The sequence below is a fragment of the Pseudomonas fluorescens genome (assembly GCF_001648775.1).
Classification (GTDB): Bacteria; Pseudomonadota; Gammaproteobacteria; order Pseudomonadales; family Pseudomonadaceae; genus Aquipseudomonas; species Aquipseudomonas fluorescens_M.
In genome coordinates, this window is the sequence record NZ_LVEJ01000004.1 from 1 (window position 1) to 16,676 (window position 16,676).

General features: G+C 59.3%; 15 protein-coding genes and 4 tRNA genes. 5 read left to right on the forward strand and 14 right to left on the reverse strand.

Annotated elements, in window-relative coordinates:
• The 6 genes from A8O26_RS06710 to A8O26_RS06735 all read right to left on the reverse strand — a co-directional run.
• Positions 1-2,285: DUF6531 domain-containing protein (locus A8O26_RS06710; protein WP_253756723.1), on the reverse strand; the 2,285-nt coding region annotated here is incomplete at its 3' end.
• A 239-nt stretch (positions 2,286-2,524) separates the two neighbouring features.
• Positions 2,525-2,932 (reverse strand): sel1 repeat family protein, encoded by a 408-nt coding sequence (locus A8O26_RS06715; protein WP_064117318.1) that lies wholly within the window; start codon positions 2,930-2,932, stop codon positions 2,525-2,527.
• Positions 2,933-3,304, reverse strand: a complete 372-nt coding sequence (locus tag A8O26_RS06720) for a hypothetical protein (RefSeq protein WP_003223109.1) — start codon at positions 3,302-3,304, stop codon at positions 2,933-2,935.
• A complete protein-coding gene (locus A8O26_RS06725; protein ID WP_064117319.1) occupies positions 3,301-3,642 on the reverse strand; it encodes a helix-turn-helix domain-containing protein in 342 nt (113 codons plus the stop codon). The genes A8O26_RS06720 and A8O26_RS06725 overlap by 4 nt, the downstream gene beginning before the upstream one ends.
• A gap of 112 nt (positions 3,643-3,754) precedes the next feature.
• A complete protein-coding gene (locus A8O26_RS06730; RefSeq protein WP_064117320.1) occupies positions 3,755-4,210 on the reverse strand; it encodes a YkvA family protein in 456 nt (151 codons plus the stop codon).
• Positions 4,211-4,502: 292 nt separating this feature from the next.
• Positions 4,503-5,222 (reverse strand): FKBP-type peptidyl-prolyl cis-trans isomerase, encoded by a 720-nt coding sequence (locus A8O26_RS06735; RefSeq protein WP_064117321.1) that lies wholly within the window; start codon positions 5,220-5,222, stop codon positions 4,503-4,505.
• Positions 5,223-5,492: 270 nt separating this feature from the next.
• On the opposite strand from A8O26_RS06735, the gene A8O26_RS06740 reads away from it, so the two are divergent.
• Together A8O26_RS06740 and A8O26_RS06745 are read left to right on the forward strand one after the other, a co-directional pair.
• On the forward strand, positions 5,493-7,301 hold the full coding sequence (locus A8O26_RS06740; RefSeq protein ID WP_064117322.1) for a di-heme-cytochrome C peroxidase: 1,809 nt from the start codon (positions 5,493-5,495) through the stop codon (positions 7,299-7,301).
• Positions 7,298-8,467, forward strand: coding sequence for a catalase family protein (locus tag A8O26_RS06745; protein ID WP_064117323.1), 1,170 nt, complete (start codon positions 7,298-7,300; stop codon positions 8,465-8,467). The genes A8O26_RS06740 and A8O26_RS06745 overlap by 4 nt, the downstream gene beginning before the upstream one ends.
• A gap of 150 nt (positions 8,468-8,617) precedes the next feature.
• Here A8O26_RS06745 and A8O26_RS06750 read toward each other — a convergent pair.
• From A8O26_RS06750 to A8O26_RS06765, 4 genes are all read right to left on the reverse strand, one after another.
• A tRNA-Asp gene (locus A8O26_RS06750) sits at positions 8,618-8,694 on the reverse strand.
• 19 nt (positions 8,695-8,713) lie between these two features.
• A tRNA-Val gene (locus A8O26_RS06755) sits at positions 8,714-8,789 on the reverse strand.
• 191 nt (positions 8,790-8,980) lie between these two features.
• Positions 8,981-9,057: transfer RNA gene (locus A8O26_RS06760), tRNA-Asp, on the reverse strand.
• A 19-nt stretch (positions 9,058-9,076) separates the two neighbouring features.
• Positions 9,077-9,152 (reverse strand) — tRNA-Val (locus tag A8O26_RS06765).
• A 159-nt stretch (positions 9,153-9,311) separates the two neighbouring features.
• On the opposite strand from A8O26_RS06765, the gene rdgC reads away from it, so the two are divergent.
• The 3 genes from rdgC to sugE all read left to right on the forward strand — a co-directional run bounded on the left by rdgC (position 9,312) and on the right by sugE (position 11,780).
• Complete coding sequence (rdgC, locus tag A8O26_RS06770; RefSeq protein ID WP_007919763.1) at positions 9,312-10,232, forward strand: recombination-associated protein RdgC; 921 nt, start codon at positions 9,312-9,314, stop codon at positions 10,230-10,232.
• Between the two features lie 148 nt (positions 10,233-10,380).
• Positions 10,381-11,346 carry a bile acid:sodium symporter family protein gene (locus tag A8O26_RS06775; RefSeq protein ID WP_064117324.1) on the forward strand — a complete coding sequence of 322 codons (966 nt, stop codon included), beginning with the start codon at positions 10,381-10,383 and terminating at the stop codon, positions 11,344-11,346.
• A gap of 119 nt (positions 11,347-11,465) precedes the next feature.
• On the forward strand, positions 11,466-11,780 hold the full coding sequence (sugE, locus tag A8O26_RS06780) for a quaternary ammonium compound efflux SMR transporter SugE (RefSeq protein WP_003223093.1): 315 nt from the start codon (positions 11,466-11,468) through the stop codon (positions 11,778-11,780).
• A 114-nt stretch (positions 11,781-11,894) separates the two neighbouring features.
• Here sugE and A8O26_RS06785 read toward each other — a convergent pair whose 3' ends face one another.
• The 4 genes from A8O26_RS06785 to A8O26_RS06800 all read right to left on the reverse strand — a co-directional run bounded on the left by A8O26_RS06785 (position 11,895) and on the right by A8O26_RS06800 (position 16,676).
• The gene (locus A8O26_RS06785; protein ID WP_064117325.1) at positions 11,895-13,769 is read right to left on the reverse strand and encodes an MFS transporter; all 1,875 of its coding nucleotides are present in this window, start codon (positions 13,767-13,769) and stop codon (positions 11,895-11,897) included.
• Between the two features lie 99 nt (positions 13,770-13,868).
• Complete coding sequence (locus tag A8O26_RS06790) at positions 13,869-15,020, reverse strand: TDT family transporter (protein ID WP_064117326.1); 1,152 nt, start codon at positions 15,018-15,020, stop codon at positions 13,869-13,871.
• A gap of 105 nt (positions 15,021-15,125) precedes the next feature.
• Positions 15,126-15,437 carry a cupin domain-containing protein gene (locus tag A8O26_RS06795; protein ID WP_064117327.1) on the reverse strand — a complete coding sequence of 104 codons (312 nt, stop codon included), beginning with the start codon at positions 15,435-15,437 and terminating at the stop codon, positions 15,126-15,128.
• 51 nt (positions 15,438-15,488) lie between these two features.
• Positions 15,489-16,676, reverse strand: coding sequence for an MFS transporter (locus tag A8O26_RS06800; RefSeq protein WP_064117328.1), 1,188 nt, complete (start codon positions 16,674-16,676; stop codon positions 15,489-15,491).

The window sequence follows — 16,676 nt, forward strand, 5'->3', positions numbered from 1 at the left end:
TCGGCATTGCGCCGGTAGATCCACACCGCATCACCGCGCGAACGCCGATGCAGGAAGCCGTTGCGGTATTCGTAGGACGTTGGCGCATCATCCGGCGGAATCAGCGCGATCAGCCGTCCGACTTCGTCGTAGCGGTATTCGGTGACCGCACCTAACGCATCCTGCTCGGCGATCAAGCGTCCGGCAGCGTCATAGGCCTTGAGCTGCTCACCGCCGTCAGCCTCGACCTTGCGCACCAGCCGCGCGCGCTCGTCGTGGACGTAAACCTCTTCGGTGCCATCGACGTAATGCACCGCGACGCTGCCGTCGTCCGCCCAGACGTAACGGGTGTTCATCTGCGAGAACGACGCCCAGTGGCGCACACAACGAGCGGATTTCCCCGCGCGCTCCCACTCCCAGAAGAAACTCGCCCCGCCGGTGAGCTGCCGCTGAAGAATCACGTGGGCGTCGTCGTAGTCGTAACGTTCGCTGTCGCCGACCGCGTTGGTCGCTTCGATCAAACGTTGCTGCGCGTCGTAGCGATAGCTGGCGAGGGTCTGTTCGGTGAGCCAAGGCTCGGCAAGGTTCTGCGCCGGATCAAAACGCTGGTAATCAACCGTGACCAGGTGAGCCCGCTCATAGCGCAACAACAACGAGCGTCCGGCCCCGTTGTCCAGTCGCTGAATCCTGTCAGACCGATCGCGCTGCACGGTCAGACGATTGCCATACGCATCACTGATCGCAGTCAGCCGCCCGGCACGAAAGTGATAAAACCGCGGCGCTTCACCTGCCAGCGCGAGGATCAACTCCTCCGGCGCGTCCCCAAGAAAAATCGCCGCCCGCGACAGGCTGTTGTGAATCGCCGGGCGCTCGCCATTCGGCAGCGGAAACCGCGTACGGCGGTTTTCATGGTCGACCCAAACAACACAATCGCCCTCGAACTCCAGCCGATGCGCCAGCGAATGACTCCAGCCAAACCCCAGCCCGACATCGAGCTCAACCGCACTGCTGCGATACAAACGGGTGAACTCGAACGGCAACACGCCATCGAGCACCGCATCGGTCAGGGTCAGCAGTTCCTCGCCGGTGACCATCGACACCGGGCAGCCGTTGGTGCAGGTGAGGGGCACGCAATCGGCGCTGTCGCCGTTGGGGTTTTTCGCCTGATCCGGTGAGTCGTCGTGACGCTCGTCTTTCTTCAACAAGGCGTTGCGCCTGGCATCCCAGCGCAATTGCATCCGGCCCTTTTTCACCCCGGCTGCGATGCCACGGGCGGCAACGGTTTTGTACTGGTCGACGTATTTGATGAAGCCCTCGACGATGCCGAACATCGCCTTCACCAAACGCACCACAGCCGACAGCAATTGCACGGCACGGTCCGCCAGACGCAGCGTCAGATAAGCGATGCCGGCGCCACCACTGACGAAGGTTAAAACGACGCTGATCAACACATCGATGAGCAACTGCACCATCATCATCGACGCCACTTCAGCGGTTTTGCCGGCGATCTCGCTGGGCGGCAACATTTCCAGCCACAGGCTGGATGTGCGCAGCAATAAACACAGCGCAGCTTCGTCACTGACCAGCAGTTGAAGCTTTTCCATGACATCGGGAGCCGTCGCTGCCAGTTTCATCAACTGCGCGGCACCGTCACCCAATCGCTCGGCGAACGCCCCGGGATCCTTGAGAATGTCCGAGAGCAGGCCAATGCTGTCCCACACGCCCTCGATCGCCGCCCAGCTCCCGGCGAGCATGCCGTTGCCCGCCGCCGTCGCCACCGACTGCAACCACTGCGGCTTGAACCCCTGCCACTCACTGCGCAGCCAGCCATCCAGCTCGGCGCTCAGGCCGTCATAGGCTTTGAACAGATCCTCGACCTGATTGGAGGTGACCTTGCTGTGCACCAGCACCCGATAGAACTTGCCAGGTGTTCCTTTGAATGAGCCCTTGCCATGCGCATCTAGGGTAACGGGCGTGGTTTCGCCGCCGTCCATGGCGATCACATCGACCACGATGTTGCCCAGCGGAATGTCGTAGACCGATTCGAATTTGCTTTCGATCAGCATCGGGCCGTTCTTTGGGCACTGGACGACACCGGAGAAAAATTCGCTGTCGCTGCTGCTGACGGCAGTGCTATCGGAGCCGAAGCGAATGATCCGCTCCATGCCCATCAACGACGGCAGATCCGCCGCGTGACTGACTTTATCCGCCGCTCGACTGGCCCAATGCTTGAGCTGCTCGCGGTAGAGGCTGAGGGTGCCGGGAAAACTGTCGAGTGCTTGCTCGATGCGGGTGACGGCGTCCATCAGCGCACGCGGGTGTGCGAAGTGGACGGAATAAGCAGGTCAAACATGAGCGTTCCCTCGCGCAAAAATTAGGCGCGGGAACTGTGCGGGGGATCAATCAGGAAAGAAGTCAGGCAAGTAGGCGATGGCTGTAGGACTAATCTGTAAAAACCAGTTCGTAGATAAACAGGTGCGCGAAAACGCAAACGTGGCGTGAGGAAAACCTCACGCCACGTTTATTAGAGCGGACATAAATGGATTTACTGCGTTGAATCCCGAGCACTCAGTTCTTTCAATTTGAGCTCAGCCAACGGATGCCCGGCCTTGGCGGCCATGCCCCACCATCGGGAGGCCTCCGCCGGGTCTGGCGCCTTGCTCGGCGTACCGGCGAGGCTGATGACGCCGACCTGATAAGCCGCTTTGCCATCACCCGCCAAGGCGGCCAGACGCAGCAAGCGCACGCCCTCCTCGCGCGCGCCCAGGCCAACACCGCGAAAGGTCAGGATGTGCCCATAGAAGCTTTGCGCACCGACATCGCCAAGATTGGCCATGCGCGCAAACTGCCCTTCAAGCCAGCGCCAGCCACGTGGCTGACGGACAAACCATGACCAGTGAAACAACCGGCGGGCCAGCCAGTAACTGGCCCGCGCCTTGAGTCGTAAAAACACTCAGGCCTCCGCCGATTCCGGGTACTCGTATTCGAAAACTCTGACCACTTCCGAGGCATGCCAAGAGGCGGCAGCAACGCCGTCGGAAGGCCCGGAAAAACGTCCCAGGCGTTCAACACACTCAAAAAAACCGGTGCGTGGTAAACGGCTGGCACCCTGGCTGATCACCAGCGAACTGCGCAGGGGTTGTTCAGCCTTGGCGTCCAGCGCCGCCAGATGCTCGAGTGCTGCGGTCAGAGTCTGCATCGCCGGCGTCGGCAATTGCAGACGTTCGAGCAAGGCCCGATAGGTCAGCAGATGGCGCTGGCGTCGCGCCTGATCCAGTTCCCCGAGCAGTCCGTCCCAATGTTGACGACTGATGCGTACGCTCACGATTCATCCCTCCAACCTGGCACCGTCAGTTCCCAGGCCAGGCTGCGACGAATCGCGGCGTCAGGCAGACGCTCGCCACTTTCGATCATGGCCAGATAAGACGGGCTGATGCCTACCGTGCGGGCCAACGCCTCGATGGCGATGCCCTTCCCTTCGCGCAAACTGCGTAGTTGATCCAGACCTGGAAGAATCGGGTCTGATGTTGCCGCAATCGGCGCTTTAGCCGGCTGCGACGGTGTTTCGTTGATCCCTGCTGCTTTCAGTAGAGCCTGATATTGAGCCCAAGGTAGAACCGCGTATTCGGGCTCGCCATCGCGTGCAATTATCTGAATATCCATGACTACCCCGTAGGACAACAACACTTAGCGAGTCGGCACTTTTCCCTAGAAGTGTAATCCTAACAGCGGCCAAGGTCGCGGGGGGTATCTATCTACAGGAAGACTTAATGAATCAGGGCTTTTTCGGCCCCTGAAGTTGCAGTTGTTCAGGGGTATCGGGCAGGCGTTCGACCACGGCGAGTTTTTCCGGTTGCTGACGGTTGCGCCAGAGGCGGAAGGCATTGAGCTCATCGTCGAGGGTTTTCATCAGCCAGGCGAGGACGGCGATGTCATCGAGCATGCCGAACACGGGGATAAAATCCGGTATGGCGTCCACCGGGCTGAGGAAATACATCAGGCCCGCCACCACCGACACCAGCGCTTTGCCACTGATCGCACGGTACTCACCGCGCCAGTAAGCCAGGCACAGCGCCTGCAGCAAGCGCAGGTCATCCTTCAGCTTGCCGAGACGATTGCCTTGCGCCGCACCTTTGCTGGCCACCGCAAACAGCAGCATCGGCAAGCGTCCACGGGCCAGCAGGCGGCCAGCGAGGGGCAGGAATCGAGCGAAATTCCACGGAGCTTTCATCTATTCCTCCCGTTGAAATGTTATCCACACAAATTGTGGATAACCTTGTGAACAGAGCTGCATTTCAGCGCCAAGAGCCCCGTTTTATAAGGGCTGCGCTCAGATCGGGCGTTTTTTACTCACATAAAAAACCCCAAGATTTCATTGACTTGGCGGTTCAGGGCGGCTAGCGCCAGGAGCCTCAAAGCTATGACTCCCCTGACCGGCGTCGGTTCGCTCTGTTTACCCTTGCCATCCTCCAGATGCAACAACGCCCCGCATAAGCGAGGCGTTGTTGTCGAAACCGATGTGCTTACTTGGCAGCAGCGGCGTCTTCTTTGGCTGGATCCTTGATGGCCAGCAGTTCCAGGTCGAAAACCAGAACCGAGTTGGCCGGGATTGCCGGGCTTGGCGATTGAGCGCCGTAAGCCAGATCGCTAGGGATGTACAGTTTGTACTTCTCGCCAACGTGCATCAGTTGCAGACCTTCAACCCAACCCGGGATCACGCCGCTTACTGGCAGATCAATCGGGCTGCCGCGCTCGACGGAGCTGTCGAATACGGTGCCGTTGGTCAGCTTGCCGGTGTAGTGAACGGTCACTACGTCAGTCGGCTTGGGCTGTGGGCCGTCGGCTTTCTTGACCACTTCATACTGCAGGCCGGAAGCGGTAGTCGTTACACCCGCCTTCTTGCCGTTTTCTTCGAGGAATTTCTTGCCGGCAGAGGCCGACTCTTCGCTCATCTTGGCCATACGCTCTTCAGCACGCTTTTGCAGCGCGGCGAAAGCTTCGACCAGTTCTTCATCTTTCAGCTTCTGTTCTTTCTTGCCGACGGCATCTTCGATGCCCTGGGCTACTGCTTTGGAGTCCAGATCATCCATGCCTTCCTGAGCCAGGCTCTTGCCCATGTTCAGGCCGATACCGTAGGAAGCTTTTTGCGCCGGGGTTTTCAGCTCTACGCTGGTCTGCGAATCACAACCCGCGAGGACCAGGCTAACCAGGGCTACCGCCGCCGCCAACCGATGCTGTTTCATGCTATTTCCTTGTTCATGCGCCGAAAGGGCAATCGAGTAAAGCCGCGAGCTTATCAGGCCGCCACGACCAATGGCTACCGGCATGAGAGCAGTAAAGCGGCGATAAGTTCAGGGATTAAAACGCATTGGGGCAAAGGCACGATGAAGCTTCTGTCATCTTGCCTGCGAATAAATTGCCCGCCATGCCCGCAACAACTGGCGTAATGGCCACTTGCCGCACAGGGCCCGGCTCAGGCATAACAGCGGAACAATTCGACAAGGATGTTTATCTTGCGCCTCCTATTCCGTGTGCTGACCCTGATCGCGCTGCTGCTGGGCCTTATCCTCGCAGTGGTTTTGTACTACGTCGCCAACCCGAAGTTGCCGCTCTACGACCCCGTCCAACAGGTGCACTACCTGAATCAATGGACGGATGAACAACGGCAGACCTACTACTTCACGCCGCAAGGCACGCAAGTCAAAGGTTTGCGTTACGAGTGGTTTCAGGCGCTTGAACTGCCGTTCTCCGAACAACGTTTCGCCGCCCCGGACTACCTCGCACGCTTCGGCTTTTTGGTCGATCCGCAACAGAAGGCCACGCCCGAAAACCCCGGCAACCTGCCGGTTGGTTTTGCCCGGCACCAAAACCCCGGCAGCGCAGAGCAGTACCTCGATATAACGTGCGCTGCGTGCCACACCGGCGAACTGCGCTTCAAAGGCCAGGCCGTGCGCATCGACGGCGGTAGCGCGCAGCATGTATTGCCTTCAAGTGTTCCTACATTACGCGGTGGCAGTTTCGGACAGGCTTTGGTGGCAAGTCTCACCGCGACTTACTACAACCCGTGGAAATTCGAACGCTTCGCCCGAAACGTGTTGGGCAATCAATACGAGGCGCGCCATGAGCAACTGCGCAAGGACTTCAAAGACTCGCTGAACACCTTTGTGAAGGTTGCCTGGAACGACACCCATCGCGGCCTCTATCCGACCGAGGAAGGCCCGGGGCGCACCGACGCGTTCGGGCGCATCGCCAACGCCACGTTCGGCGACGCGATCTCCGCTGCCAATTACCGCGTTGCCAATGCGCCGGTGGATTACCCGCAGTTGTGGGACATGTGGACTTTCAATTGGGTGCAGTGGAACGGTTCGGCGCAACAGCCGATGGCGCGCAACATCGGCGAAGCCCTGGGTGTTGGCGCGACGTTGAATTTCTTCGACGCCAACGGCCAGCCGTTGCAGGGTGAAGAGCGTTATGCCTCAAGCGTGCGCGTGCGTGATCTGCACAAGATCGAAGAAACCCTGCAAAAACTTCAGCCTCCCGCCTGGCCGGAGGAACTGCTGGGGGCCATCGACAAACCCCTGGCAGCGAAAGGACGCTCGCTGTTCGCGGAAAACTGCGCTGGCTGCCACGTCCCGCGAAAAACCCAGGAAGGCCAGCGTTGGGTGCAACACCTGCACATGTTGCCAGTCGATGTCATCGGCACTGATCCGAACGCGGCCACCAACATCGCCAACCACCGTTTCGACCTGACAGCCTTGCAATGGGACGTCACAGAGCTGGAAAAAATGGACGTTAAACTGCACCCGAAGCCCAAGGAGCCGTTGGATTTGAGTCAGCTCTCGGTGGCCAAAGGGCTGGCTTACGTCACCGCATTCGTCGAGAACCGGGCTTATCGCGAGGCACAGGTGACGCCCGAGGAGAAACCGCAACTCGACGGCTTCGGCCTGCCCATCGGCGTTCGAGAAAAAGTCGCGTACAAGGCACGTCCATTGGCCGGCGTCTGGGCCACCGCGCCGTTCCTGCATAACGGCTCGGTGCCGAGTATTTATCAGTTACTGTCACCGCAGGATGAACGCGCCACCACCTTCTATAAAGGCACCTTCGAATACGACCCGCGCCACCTGGGTTATCGCACCGAAGCCTTTACCAATGGATTCCTGTTCGACACGCGCATCAGCGGCAATCACAACAGCGGTCACGAGTTCCGCACCGGCGAGCGCGGCAAGGGCGTGATCGGTCGCTGGTTGCAGCCCGAAGAGCGCTGGGCACTGCTCGAATACCTGAAAGTCCTCGGCGGCCCATTGGAGGCGAAATTGCCATGATCTTGCCAACCTTCAAGAGAGAACTGCCGCTGTTGGCCCGCATCTGGCTGTGGCTGGGCCGCTTGCTCGGCAAAACCCTGCTGATTTTGCTCGCTCTTGGCCTGATCGGTTGGGCCATTGCCACCGCGTGGTTTGCCTGGCAGCACCGTGGGCCGGTTTCGGCCGTAGAGCAGGTTCCACCGGGCGAAGCGGCGATGACTCAAGACGTGATTCAGACGGCCGTGCGCATTGTCGATCAACATCGCGAAGGCACGCGTTATTTACGTGATGCGCACGCCAAGGCGCATGGTTGCGTCAAAGCGCAGGTGCAAGTGTTGCCGCAACTGGCGCAATCACTGCGCCAAGGGGTCTTCGCCGAGCCTGGAAAAACCTGGCAGGCGATGATTCGTCTGTCCAATGGCAACGCCTATCCGCAGTTCGACAGCCTGCGCGATGCTCGGGGAATGGCGATCAAATTGCTCGATGTGCCGGGAAAACCCCTGCTGAACGACCGTCAGGAACAGCACGAGCAGGATTTCGTGATGTTCAGCCACCCGAACTTTTTTGTCAGCGATGTCGCCGAGTATCGGCAGAACGTGGCGGCGCAGGCTGACGGCAAAAAGGTCATGGCATTTTTTCCGGGCTGGGACCCGCGGACCTGGCAGGTGCGTCATTTGTTTATTGCACTGGCAACGCTGTCGCCGCCGCCGGACAGTCCGACCGAGACCACTTACTTTTCGGTATCGCCGTACAAATTCGGTGAGGCCAATGCAAAGTTTCGAGTGGCGCCGGATCCGGATAACTGCCCGGCCTACACATTGCCCAAACAGAATCACGATCTGCCGAACTTTCTGCGCAGCGCGTTGAATCAGCAGTTATCGACGGATCGGGTGCCAGCGTGTTTTGTCCTGCAGATCCAACGGCAGGATGCGCACAAATACATGCCGATTGAAGACACGAGCATTGAATGGCGTGAGCAGGATTCGCCGTTTGAGACGGTGGCGCGGATCACCCTGCCGCCGCAGGACTTCGATACGCCGGCGCTGAATCTGGCGTGTGACAACCTGTCGTTCAATCCGTGGTTTGGAATCGAGGCGCATCGGCCGATTGGCGGGATCAATCGTCTGCGCAAGGCGGTTTACGAAGCGGTGAGCGATTACCGGCACAGCCAGAACGCCACCCAGTAAAAAGATGCACACATAACCTGTGGCGAGGGAGCAAGCACCCTCGCCACAGGTTCAGCAAAGAATCCCGCTACTCAAATCCCAGACAGCAAAAAGCCCGCACTAGGCGGGCTTTCTGTGGAATCTGGCGTTCAGTGTTCCAGATGCCGAATATGGCGCAGCGGACGGGACTCGAACCCGCGACCCCCGGCGTGACAGGCCGGTATTCTAACCGACTGAACTACCGCTGCGCGAAACGCTTGAAACGAATGGTGGGTGATGACGGGATCGAACCGCCGACATTCTGCTTGTAAGGCAGACGCTCTCCCAGCTGAGCTAATCACCCTTCGCTTCGTTACGGGACGCATTATGCCACAAGTTTTCGTAAAGTGTTGATTTAATTGAAGTTTTTTTCAAATAAATCCGAAAACCAGTAAAACGACACATCCCGCGGGTACAACCTTGGAGCAGAAAAAAACCCGCCTTGGCGGGTTTTTCCGTGGTGACCTGGCGTTCAGTGGTCCAGGTTACCGAATATGGCGCAGCGGACGGGACTCGAACCCGCGACCCCCGGCGTGACAGGCCGGTATTCTAACCGACTGAACTACCGCTGCGCTAAACACTTGAAACGAATGGTGGGTGATGACGGGATCGAACCGCCGACATTCTGCTTGTAAGGCAGACGCTCTCCCAGCTGAGCTAATCACCCTTCGCTTCGGTGTGGCGCGCATTCTACGGAGCGACCCAACCTCTGGCAAGCACTTTTTTAAATAATTTTCTCAGGCCTTCCAAAGGCTTAGAGAAGGGTTGGCCTATGGCACGGCGAAGACAATAATGCCCCCCTTTGTATAAAGGAGAGACTCACCCCATGTGGTTCAAGAACCTGCTTATCTATCGCCTGACCCAAGACCTGCCTGTCGATGCCGAGGCGCTGGAAACTGCACTGGCCACCAAACTGGCGCGTCCATGTGCAAGCCAGGAGTTGACCACCTACGGTTTCGTCGCGCCGTTCGGCAAAGGCGAAGATGCTCCACTGGTGCACGTCAGCGGTGACTTCCTGCTGATTTCCGCGCGTAAAGAAGAACGCATTCTGCCGGGCAGCGTCGTGCGTGACGCGGTCAAGGAAAAGGTCGAAGAGATCGAAGCCGAACAGATGCGCAAGGTCTATAAAAAGGAACGCGATCAGATCAAGGATGAAATCATCCAGGCGTTCCTGCCGCGCGCCTTTATCCGTCGCTCGTCGACCTTTGCCGCCATCGCGCCGAAACAAGGCCTGATCCTGGTCAACTCGGCCAGCCCGAAACGCGCTGAAGACCTGCTGTCGACCCTGCGTGAAGTGATCGGCACCCTGCCCGTCCGTCCGCTGACCGTGAAAATGTCGCCAACCGCGACCATGACCGAATGGGTCACCACGCAAAAAGCTGCCGACGACTTCTATGTACTGGACGAGTGCGAACTGCGCGACACCCACGAAGACGGCGGTATCGTCCGTTGCAAGCGTCAGGACCTGACCAGCGAAGAAATCCAGCTGCACCTGAGCACCGGCAAAGTCGTCACTCAACTGTCGCTGGCCTGGCAGGACAAACTGTCGTTCATGCTGGATGACAAGATGACCGTCAAACGTCTGAAGTTCGAAGATCTGTTGCAGGATCAGGCGGAACAGGACGGTGGCGACGAGGCACTGGGGCAACTGGATGCCAGCTTCACCCTGATGATGCTGACTTTCGGTGATTTCCTGCCGGCGCTGGTTGAAGCGTTGGGTGGGGAAGAGACTCCGCAGGGGATCTAAACCCTTGTGATATCTCAATGTGGGAGCGAGCTGGCTCGCGAAGGTGACCTGTCAGCCAACATTTAAGTTGAATGACACACCGCTTTCGCGAGCAAGCTCGCTCCCACAGTTCGATCAGTGGTGTTCATTTAATAATAAGGAACAAGCCATGCGCGCACTGGCTGCACTCAGCCGCTTTGTCGGCAACACCTTCGCTTACTGGGTTCTGATTTTCGCCGTGATTGCGTTCCTGCAACCGGCGTGGTTCCTCGGCCTCAAAGGCGCGATCGTGCCGCTGCTGGGCCTGGTGATGTTCGGCATGGGCCTGACCCTCAAACTCGACGACTTCGCGGCTGTCGCCCGCCATCCATGGCGCGTGGCACTGGGCGTGGTCGCGCATTTCGTGATCATGCCCGGCGTGGCGTGGTTGCTCTGCCAGGTGTTTCACCTGCCGCCGGAAATCGCCGTCGGGGTGATTCTGGTCGGTTGCTGCCCGAGTGGCACGTCGTCCAACGTGATGACCTGGCTGGCCCGCGGCGACCTGGCGTTGTCGGTGGCCATCGCCGCCGTCACCACCCTCCTCGCCCCGCTACTGACCCCGGCGCTGATCTGGCTGCTGGCCTCGGCGTGGTTGCCGGTGTCGTTCATGGAGTTGTTCTGGTCGATCCTGCAAGTGGTGCTGCTGCCGATCATTCTTGGCGTGGTTGCCCAGCGCTTGCTCGGTGACAAGGTTCGCCACGCAGTCGATGTGTTGCCGCTGGTGTCGGTGGTCAGCATCGTGATTATCGTCACCGCCGTGGTCGCGGCCAGTCAGGCGAAAATCGCCGAGTCCGGACTGTTGATCATGGCTGTGGTGATGCTGCACAACAGCTTCGGTTATCTGCTGGGCTATTTCACCGGGCGCTTGTTCAAGTTGCCGTTGGCCCAGCGCAAATCGCTGGCGCTGGAAGTCGGCATGCAGAACTCGGGATTGGGCGCCGCACTGGCCAGCGCACATTTCTCGCCATTGGCGGCGGTGCCGAGTGCGCTGTTCAGCGTCTGGCACAACATTTCCGGGGCGCTGCTCTCAACCTATTTCCGACGCATGAGCGAGAAGGAAGATCGCGAGGCACTGGCGCAGCAAACGGCCGACTGAGGCGCCAACTTGATCCCCGGGTTAATGCTCGGCACACTATCGCGCAACGCGGGGACGACCCTGCGGCTCGATCGAGTTATTAATCTGGGGACGACCCCGTCAATCGATGGAGGTCTTGCATGTCCTGGATCATTCTGTTTTTCGCCGGCCTGTTTGAAGTCGGCTGGGCCGTCGGGCTGAAATACACTGACGGTTTCACCCGTCCGCTCCCCACCGTACTGACCGTTGCGGCCATGGCCATCAGCCTGGGTCTGCTGGGCCTTGCGATGAAGGAATTGCCGCTGGGCACGGCTTATGCGATCTGGACCGGTGTCGGTGCCGTGGGTACGGTGATTGCCGGGATCATCCTGTTCGGTGAATCGATGGCATTGATTCGGCTGGCCAGTGTGGCGTTGATCATTACCGGGTTGATCGGGCTTAAGGTCAGCGCTTAGGCCACTACCGCTTTCGCGAGCAGGCTCGCTCCCACATTCAACCGCGTTCCGTCAGAGGAATACGATCAAATGTAGGAGCGAGCCTGCTCGCGAAGAGGCCCTTAGAATCGCCGACTATCTGACTGCCCCGCGCAACTCCCCCACCAACCCCTGCAACTTCGCCGGCTCAGCCGCGCCAACGTCCACCGGCGAACCCGCCACCAGCGTCACCCGCGACCACAACCGGTGAAACAATCCCTTGTTCGGATCGCGACTGAAGAAACTCCCCCACAACCCCTGCAACGCCAGCGGAATCACCGGCACCGGTGTCTCCTCGAGAATCCGTGTCAGCCCACCCTTGAACTCATTGATCTCGCCATCGGCGGTCAACTTGCCTTCAGGGAAGATGCACACCAGTTCACCGTCCTTCAGATATTGAGCAATCCGGGTGAAGGCCTTTTCGTAAATCTGGATGTCCTCGTTGCGGCCGGCAATCGGAATCGTCCCCGCCGTGCGGAAGATAAAGTTCAGCACCGGCAAATTGTAGATTTTGTAGTACATGACAAAGCGAATCGGCCGACGCACCGCCCCGCCAATCAGCAAGGCATCTACAAACGACACGTGATTGCATACCAGCAGCGCGGCGCCTTCGTCAGGAATCGCCTCAAGGTTGCGGTGCTCGACGCGGTACATGGAATGGCTGAGCAGCCAGATCATGAAACGCATGCTGAACTCGGGGACGATCTTGAAGATGTAAGCGTTGACGCCGATGTTCAGCAACGACACCACAAGGAACAACTGCGGGATCGACAGCTTGGCGACGCTTAGCAGCACGATCGAAACAATCGCCGACACCACCATAAACAGTGCGTTGAGAATGTTGTTGGCAGCAATTACCCGCGCGCGCTCGTTCTCGGCGGTGCGCGACTGGATCAGTGCGTACAGCGGCACGATGTAGAAACCGCCAAAAATCCCGAGGCCAAGGATGTCGACCAACACCGCCCAGGTGTGCACGAAGCCCAGCACTTCAATCCAGCTGTGGCCGCTGACGCTGTCGGGGATTCCACCGGAATGCCACCACAGCAGCAGACCGAACACGGTCAGACCGAACGAGCCAAACGGCACCAGGCCGATCTCGACTTTGCGCCCGGAAAGCTTCTCGCAGAGCATCGAACCCAGCGCAATACCCACCGAAAACACCGTGAGGATCAGCGTGACCACGGTTTCATCACCGTGCATCCACTCTTTGGCGTAGGCCGGAATCTGCGTCAGGTAAATCGCCCCGACAAACCAGAACCACGAGTTGCCGACAATCGAGCGCGACACCGCCGGGGTCTGGCCCAGACCGAGTTTCAAAGTGGCCCAGGACTGGCTGAAGATGTTCCAGTTCAGGCGCATTTCCGGAGAGGACGCCGCCGCGCGAGGAATGCTGCGGCTGGCCAGATAACCCAGCACGGCAATGCCGACAATGGCAGTCGAGACCAGCGGCGCGTAGTGGGTCGATGACATGATCACCCCGGCACCAATTGTCCCGGCGAGAATCGCCAGAAACGTGCCCATCTCCACCAGACCGTTACCGCCGACCAGTTCATCCTCGCGTAACGCCTGCGGCAGGATCGAATATTTCACTGGCCCGAACAGCGCCGAGTGCGTGCCCATGGCAAACAGCGCCACCAGCATCAGCGACAAGTGATCAAAGAGGAAACCGACCGATCCTACGGCCATGATCGCGATTTCTGCGAGCTTGATCAGACGGATCAGCGCGTCCTTGGCGAACTTCTCCCCGAACTGCCCGGCCAATGCCGAGAACAGAAAGAACGGCAGAATAAACAGCAGCGCGCACAGATTGACCCAAATCGAGCGATCACCCTCGATGGTCAGCCGATAGAGAATGGCGAGAATCAGCGATTGCTTGAACACGTTGTCGTTGAACGCGCCAAGCGACTGCGTGATGAAAAACGGCAAGAAGCGCCGCGTGCGCAGCAGGTTGAACTGTGAGGGGTGACTCATCTTCCGTGTTTTCCTGATGTTGAAGGTAGCGAGGCCTGGGTACTGCTTATTGGAATCTCGAAGCGCGATCCAGGCCACACATTACCTAAAACTTTCAGGTTATTTCTTCAAACCTGCAATGCACGGCGAGACAAACAGCTCGCCGCGCCATGCGCCTTGCACGGTGCGTTTGCCGACAATCAGCCACATCACCGCCAGCAACAGCACCAGCGCCGTGCCGAAGACGCTGAAAAACGTCAGGTTCAGGGTGCTCGCCAGTTTCAAGGTTGCCAGCGAATACACGCCCAACGGGAAGGTGAATCCCCACCAGCCGAGGTTGAACGGAATGCCGTCGCGCAGGTAACGCACGGTGATCAGCAACGCCATCAACATCCACCACAGCCCGAAGCCCCACAGCGTGATGCCGGCGATAAGGCCCAGGCCGGCAGCAATTTCACCGATGCCCGGTAGCCCGTTCGCCGCAAAGATCGCTGGTGCATCGCCACCCAGCAACAACATGCCCAGCGCACCGGTGCCGATCGGGCCGAGGGCCAGCCAGCTCGATGCCGCCATGTTTTCGTGAGGCAGTTTGTGCAGGGCCATGCGCAGCAGCAGGATGGTCAGAATGCTGAACGCGACCGGCAGGGAAAACGCCCAGAGCACATAGCTCGTGGTCAGCACCACCAGTTGCGCGTGCGCCTCGGCCAGATGCGGGGCGAGCAGGCCACCGCTGGCCGCCGCCACTTCTGCGGCGACCACCGGCAGCAACCAGACGGCGGTCATCTGATCGATGCTGTGTTCCTGGCGGGTAAACATCATGTACGGGATCAACACACCGCAGGCCAGCGACAGGGCCACGTCAACCCACCACAACACTTCGGCGAGGTGAATCACACCGTCGCCCCAGCGTGGCAGGCCAAATACCAGAAAGCCGTTGATGATGGTCGCCAGGCCCATGGGAATGGTGCCGAAGAACATCGACACGGTGGAATGCCCGAAGATGCGCCGGGCTTCGTCGAAGAACAACACCCAGCGCGCCGCGTAGGCCACGGTAAACAGGCTGAATAACAGAATGTTGAACAACCACAGCCCTTCGGCCACGGCGTGCAGTGCGGGAATGGCCAGCGGCAATTGTGCGAGCGCCAACGCCAGCACCCCGGTGCCCATGGTGGCGGCGAACCAGTTCGGGGTGAATTGGCGAATCACTTCACGCGGGTGCTGAAGCTGACTGAACGGCTTGATGCCGGGTTTGGCGCTGTTGGGGCAAGTCATCATGAACTCCTGTCCTCTGGTGAGGTTGAGTCCATGGTAGAACCGAATCGAATATCTATATAACGGGTAATATCTCTAACTGTTATCTGTTTTACAAATAAGCAATCAGACGCTGCCTTCGCTTTCGATCACGAGAATCCGCGCCACGCCTTGAGGATGGGCAACATGTTCGGTGCCCACGCTCGCATAGAAAATGTCACCGACGTCGAGCTGCACCTGTTTTTCTTCGCCCTGCTCGCGGTAGCGCATCAGCACTTGACCATCGAGCACCACAAACACTTCCTCACCGTCGTTGACGTGCCACTTATACGGCTGATCGGTCCAGTGCAGACGCGTGGTGATGCCGTTCATGTTGGCGATGTCCAGCGCGCCCCAGGCGCGGTCCGCGGTAAAGGCCTTGCTGCGAATAATCTTCATGAATCCATCCGTGCGATAAGGGCTGGTCAAGGCTAACCGAAACTGCAGCGGTTATGGAGCACTGCAGGCCTTGGCCGGTTGTGGCCGCAGGCTGAGCAACAGCGCGCCGGTCGCCAACACAATCAAAATGACCCCGTAACCATCAGTGGTCGCCAGCAACCCGTAGTTGCGAGATAAATGCCCGGCGAGCAGCGCCGGCAGACAGAACGCCAGGTAACTCAGCGCGTAATACGCCGACATCAACCCGGCGCGTTCATGAGGTAATGCCAGCGGCACCAGACTGCGTACCGCACCAAGAAATCCCGAACCAAAACCACAACCGGCCACCAGTGTGCCGAGGAAAAACAGCGAGAGGCTGGCGCTGTGCACGCCGAGCAGAATCAGCACCAGACCGATGGGCAGCAAACTCGCGCCCCATTGCAGCGCGCGGGCGGCGGGTCGGTTGCGCATCGTGAAAATCATCAGCGCGCCGGTGACGGTCAGTGCCGCCACCGTGGCGCCGCCAATCAGATTCGACGTCGAACCGGTGGCGGTGCGCACCAGCGACGGCGCCAGCGACGCGTAAAAACCGCCGAGCGCCCAGGTCGCGGTGTTCAACGGCAGCACACGCCACAGCGTGGCGCGCGCCTGCACCGGCACGTGCAACGTCGGCCGCAACGACGCCCACGCTCCGGCTTGCCGGGTAACGCTTTCCGGCAGGCACCAGACATACAACGCCTGCAATACAAACAGGCCGAGTAACAACCAGTACGTCAGTTGCAACGGTGCCGGAGCGAACTCGGCCAGCAAGCCACAACCCATACCGCCCAGTGCCATGCCCAGCAGCGGAGCGACGCTGTTGATCAACGGGCCTTGCTGGCGATCCGTGTCGAGCAACGTTGCGCTCAACACAGCGGTGGCCATGCCGGTAGCAAAACCTTGCAGCACACGCGCACTGATCAGCCACGCGACGCTGTCGGCATAGATAAACAGCAGCATCGCCAAGGCGTTGAGCAGCACCGCGGTGAAGATCACCGGTTTACGTCCCAGGTGATCGGACAGCGAGCCAACGGTTAATAGCGCCGCCAGCAAGCTGAGGGCGTAGACGCCGAAGATCAGGGTCAGCACCGCTGCCGAGAAGTGCAGGTGATCCTGATACAGGTGATACAACGGCGTCGGCGCCGTGGACGCGGCGAGAAAACTCAGTAGCGTAATCGCCAGAAACCACAGGCTGGAACGGTTAGAAGCAAGGCTGGTCAT

What these genes read in the sequence shown, in the direction of transcription:
- A8O26_RS06725 (WP_064117319.1), bottom strand. Translation starts at nt 3,642, where the DNA reads ATGGATATTCAGATAATTGCACGCGATGGCGAGCCCGAATACGCGGTT.
- A8O26_RS06730 (WP_064117320.1), bottom strand. Translation starts at nt 4,210, where the DNA reads ATGAAAGCTCCGTGGAATTTCGCTCGATTCCTGCCCCTCGCTGGCCGC.
- A8O26_RS06735 (WP_064117321.1), bottom strand. Translation starts at nt 5,222, where the DNA reads ATGAAACAGCATCGGTTGGCGGCGGCGGTAGCCCTGGTTAGCCTGGTC.
- A8O26_RS06745 (WP_064117323.1), top strand. Translation starts at nt 7,298, where the DNA reads ATGATCTTGCCAACCTTCAAGAGAGAACTGCCGCTGTTGGCCCGCATC.
- rdgC (WP_007919763.1), top strand. Translation starts at nt 9,312, where the DNA reads ATGTGGTTCAAGAACCTGCTTATCTATCGCCTGACCCAAGACCTGCCT.
- A8O26_RS06775 (WP_064117324.1), top strand. Translation starts at nt 10,381, where the DNA reads ATGCGCGCACTGGCTGCACTCAGCCGCTTTGTCGGCAACACCTTCGCT.
- sugE (WP_003223093.1), top strand. Translation starts at nt 11,466, where the DNA reads ATGTCCTGGATCATTCTGTTTTTCGCCGGCCTGTTTGAAGTCGGCTGG.
- A8O26_RS06785 (WP_064117325.1), bottom strand. Translation starts at nt 13,769, where the DNA reads ATGAGTCACCCCTCACAGTTCAACCTGCTGCGCACGCGGCGCTTCTTG.
- A8O26_RS06790 (WP_064117326.1), bottom strand. Translation starts at nt 15,020, where the DNA reads ATGACTTGCCCCAACAGCGCCAAACCCGGCATCAAGCCGTTCAGTCAG.
- A8O26_RS06795 (WP_064117327.1), bottom strand. Translation starts at nt 15,437, where the DNA reads ATGAAGATTATTCGCAGCAAGGCCTTTACCGCGGACCGCGCCTGGGGC.
- A8O26_RS06800 (WP_064117328.1), bottom strand. Translation starts at nt 16,676, where the DNA reads ATGACCAGCCTTGCTTCTAACCGTTCCAGCCTGTGGTTTCTGGCGATT.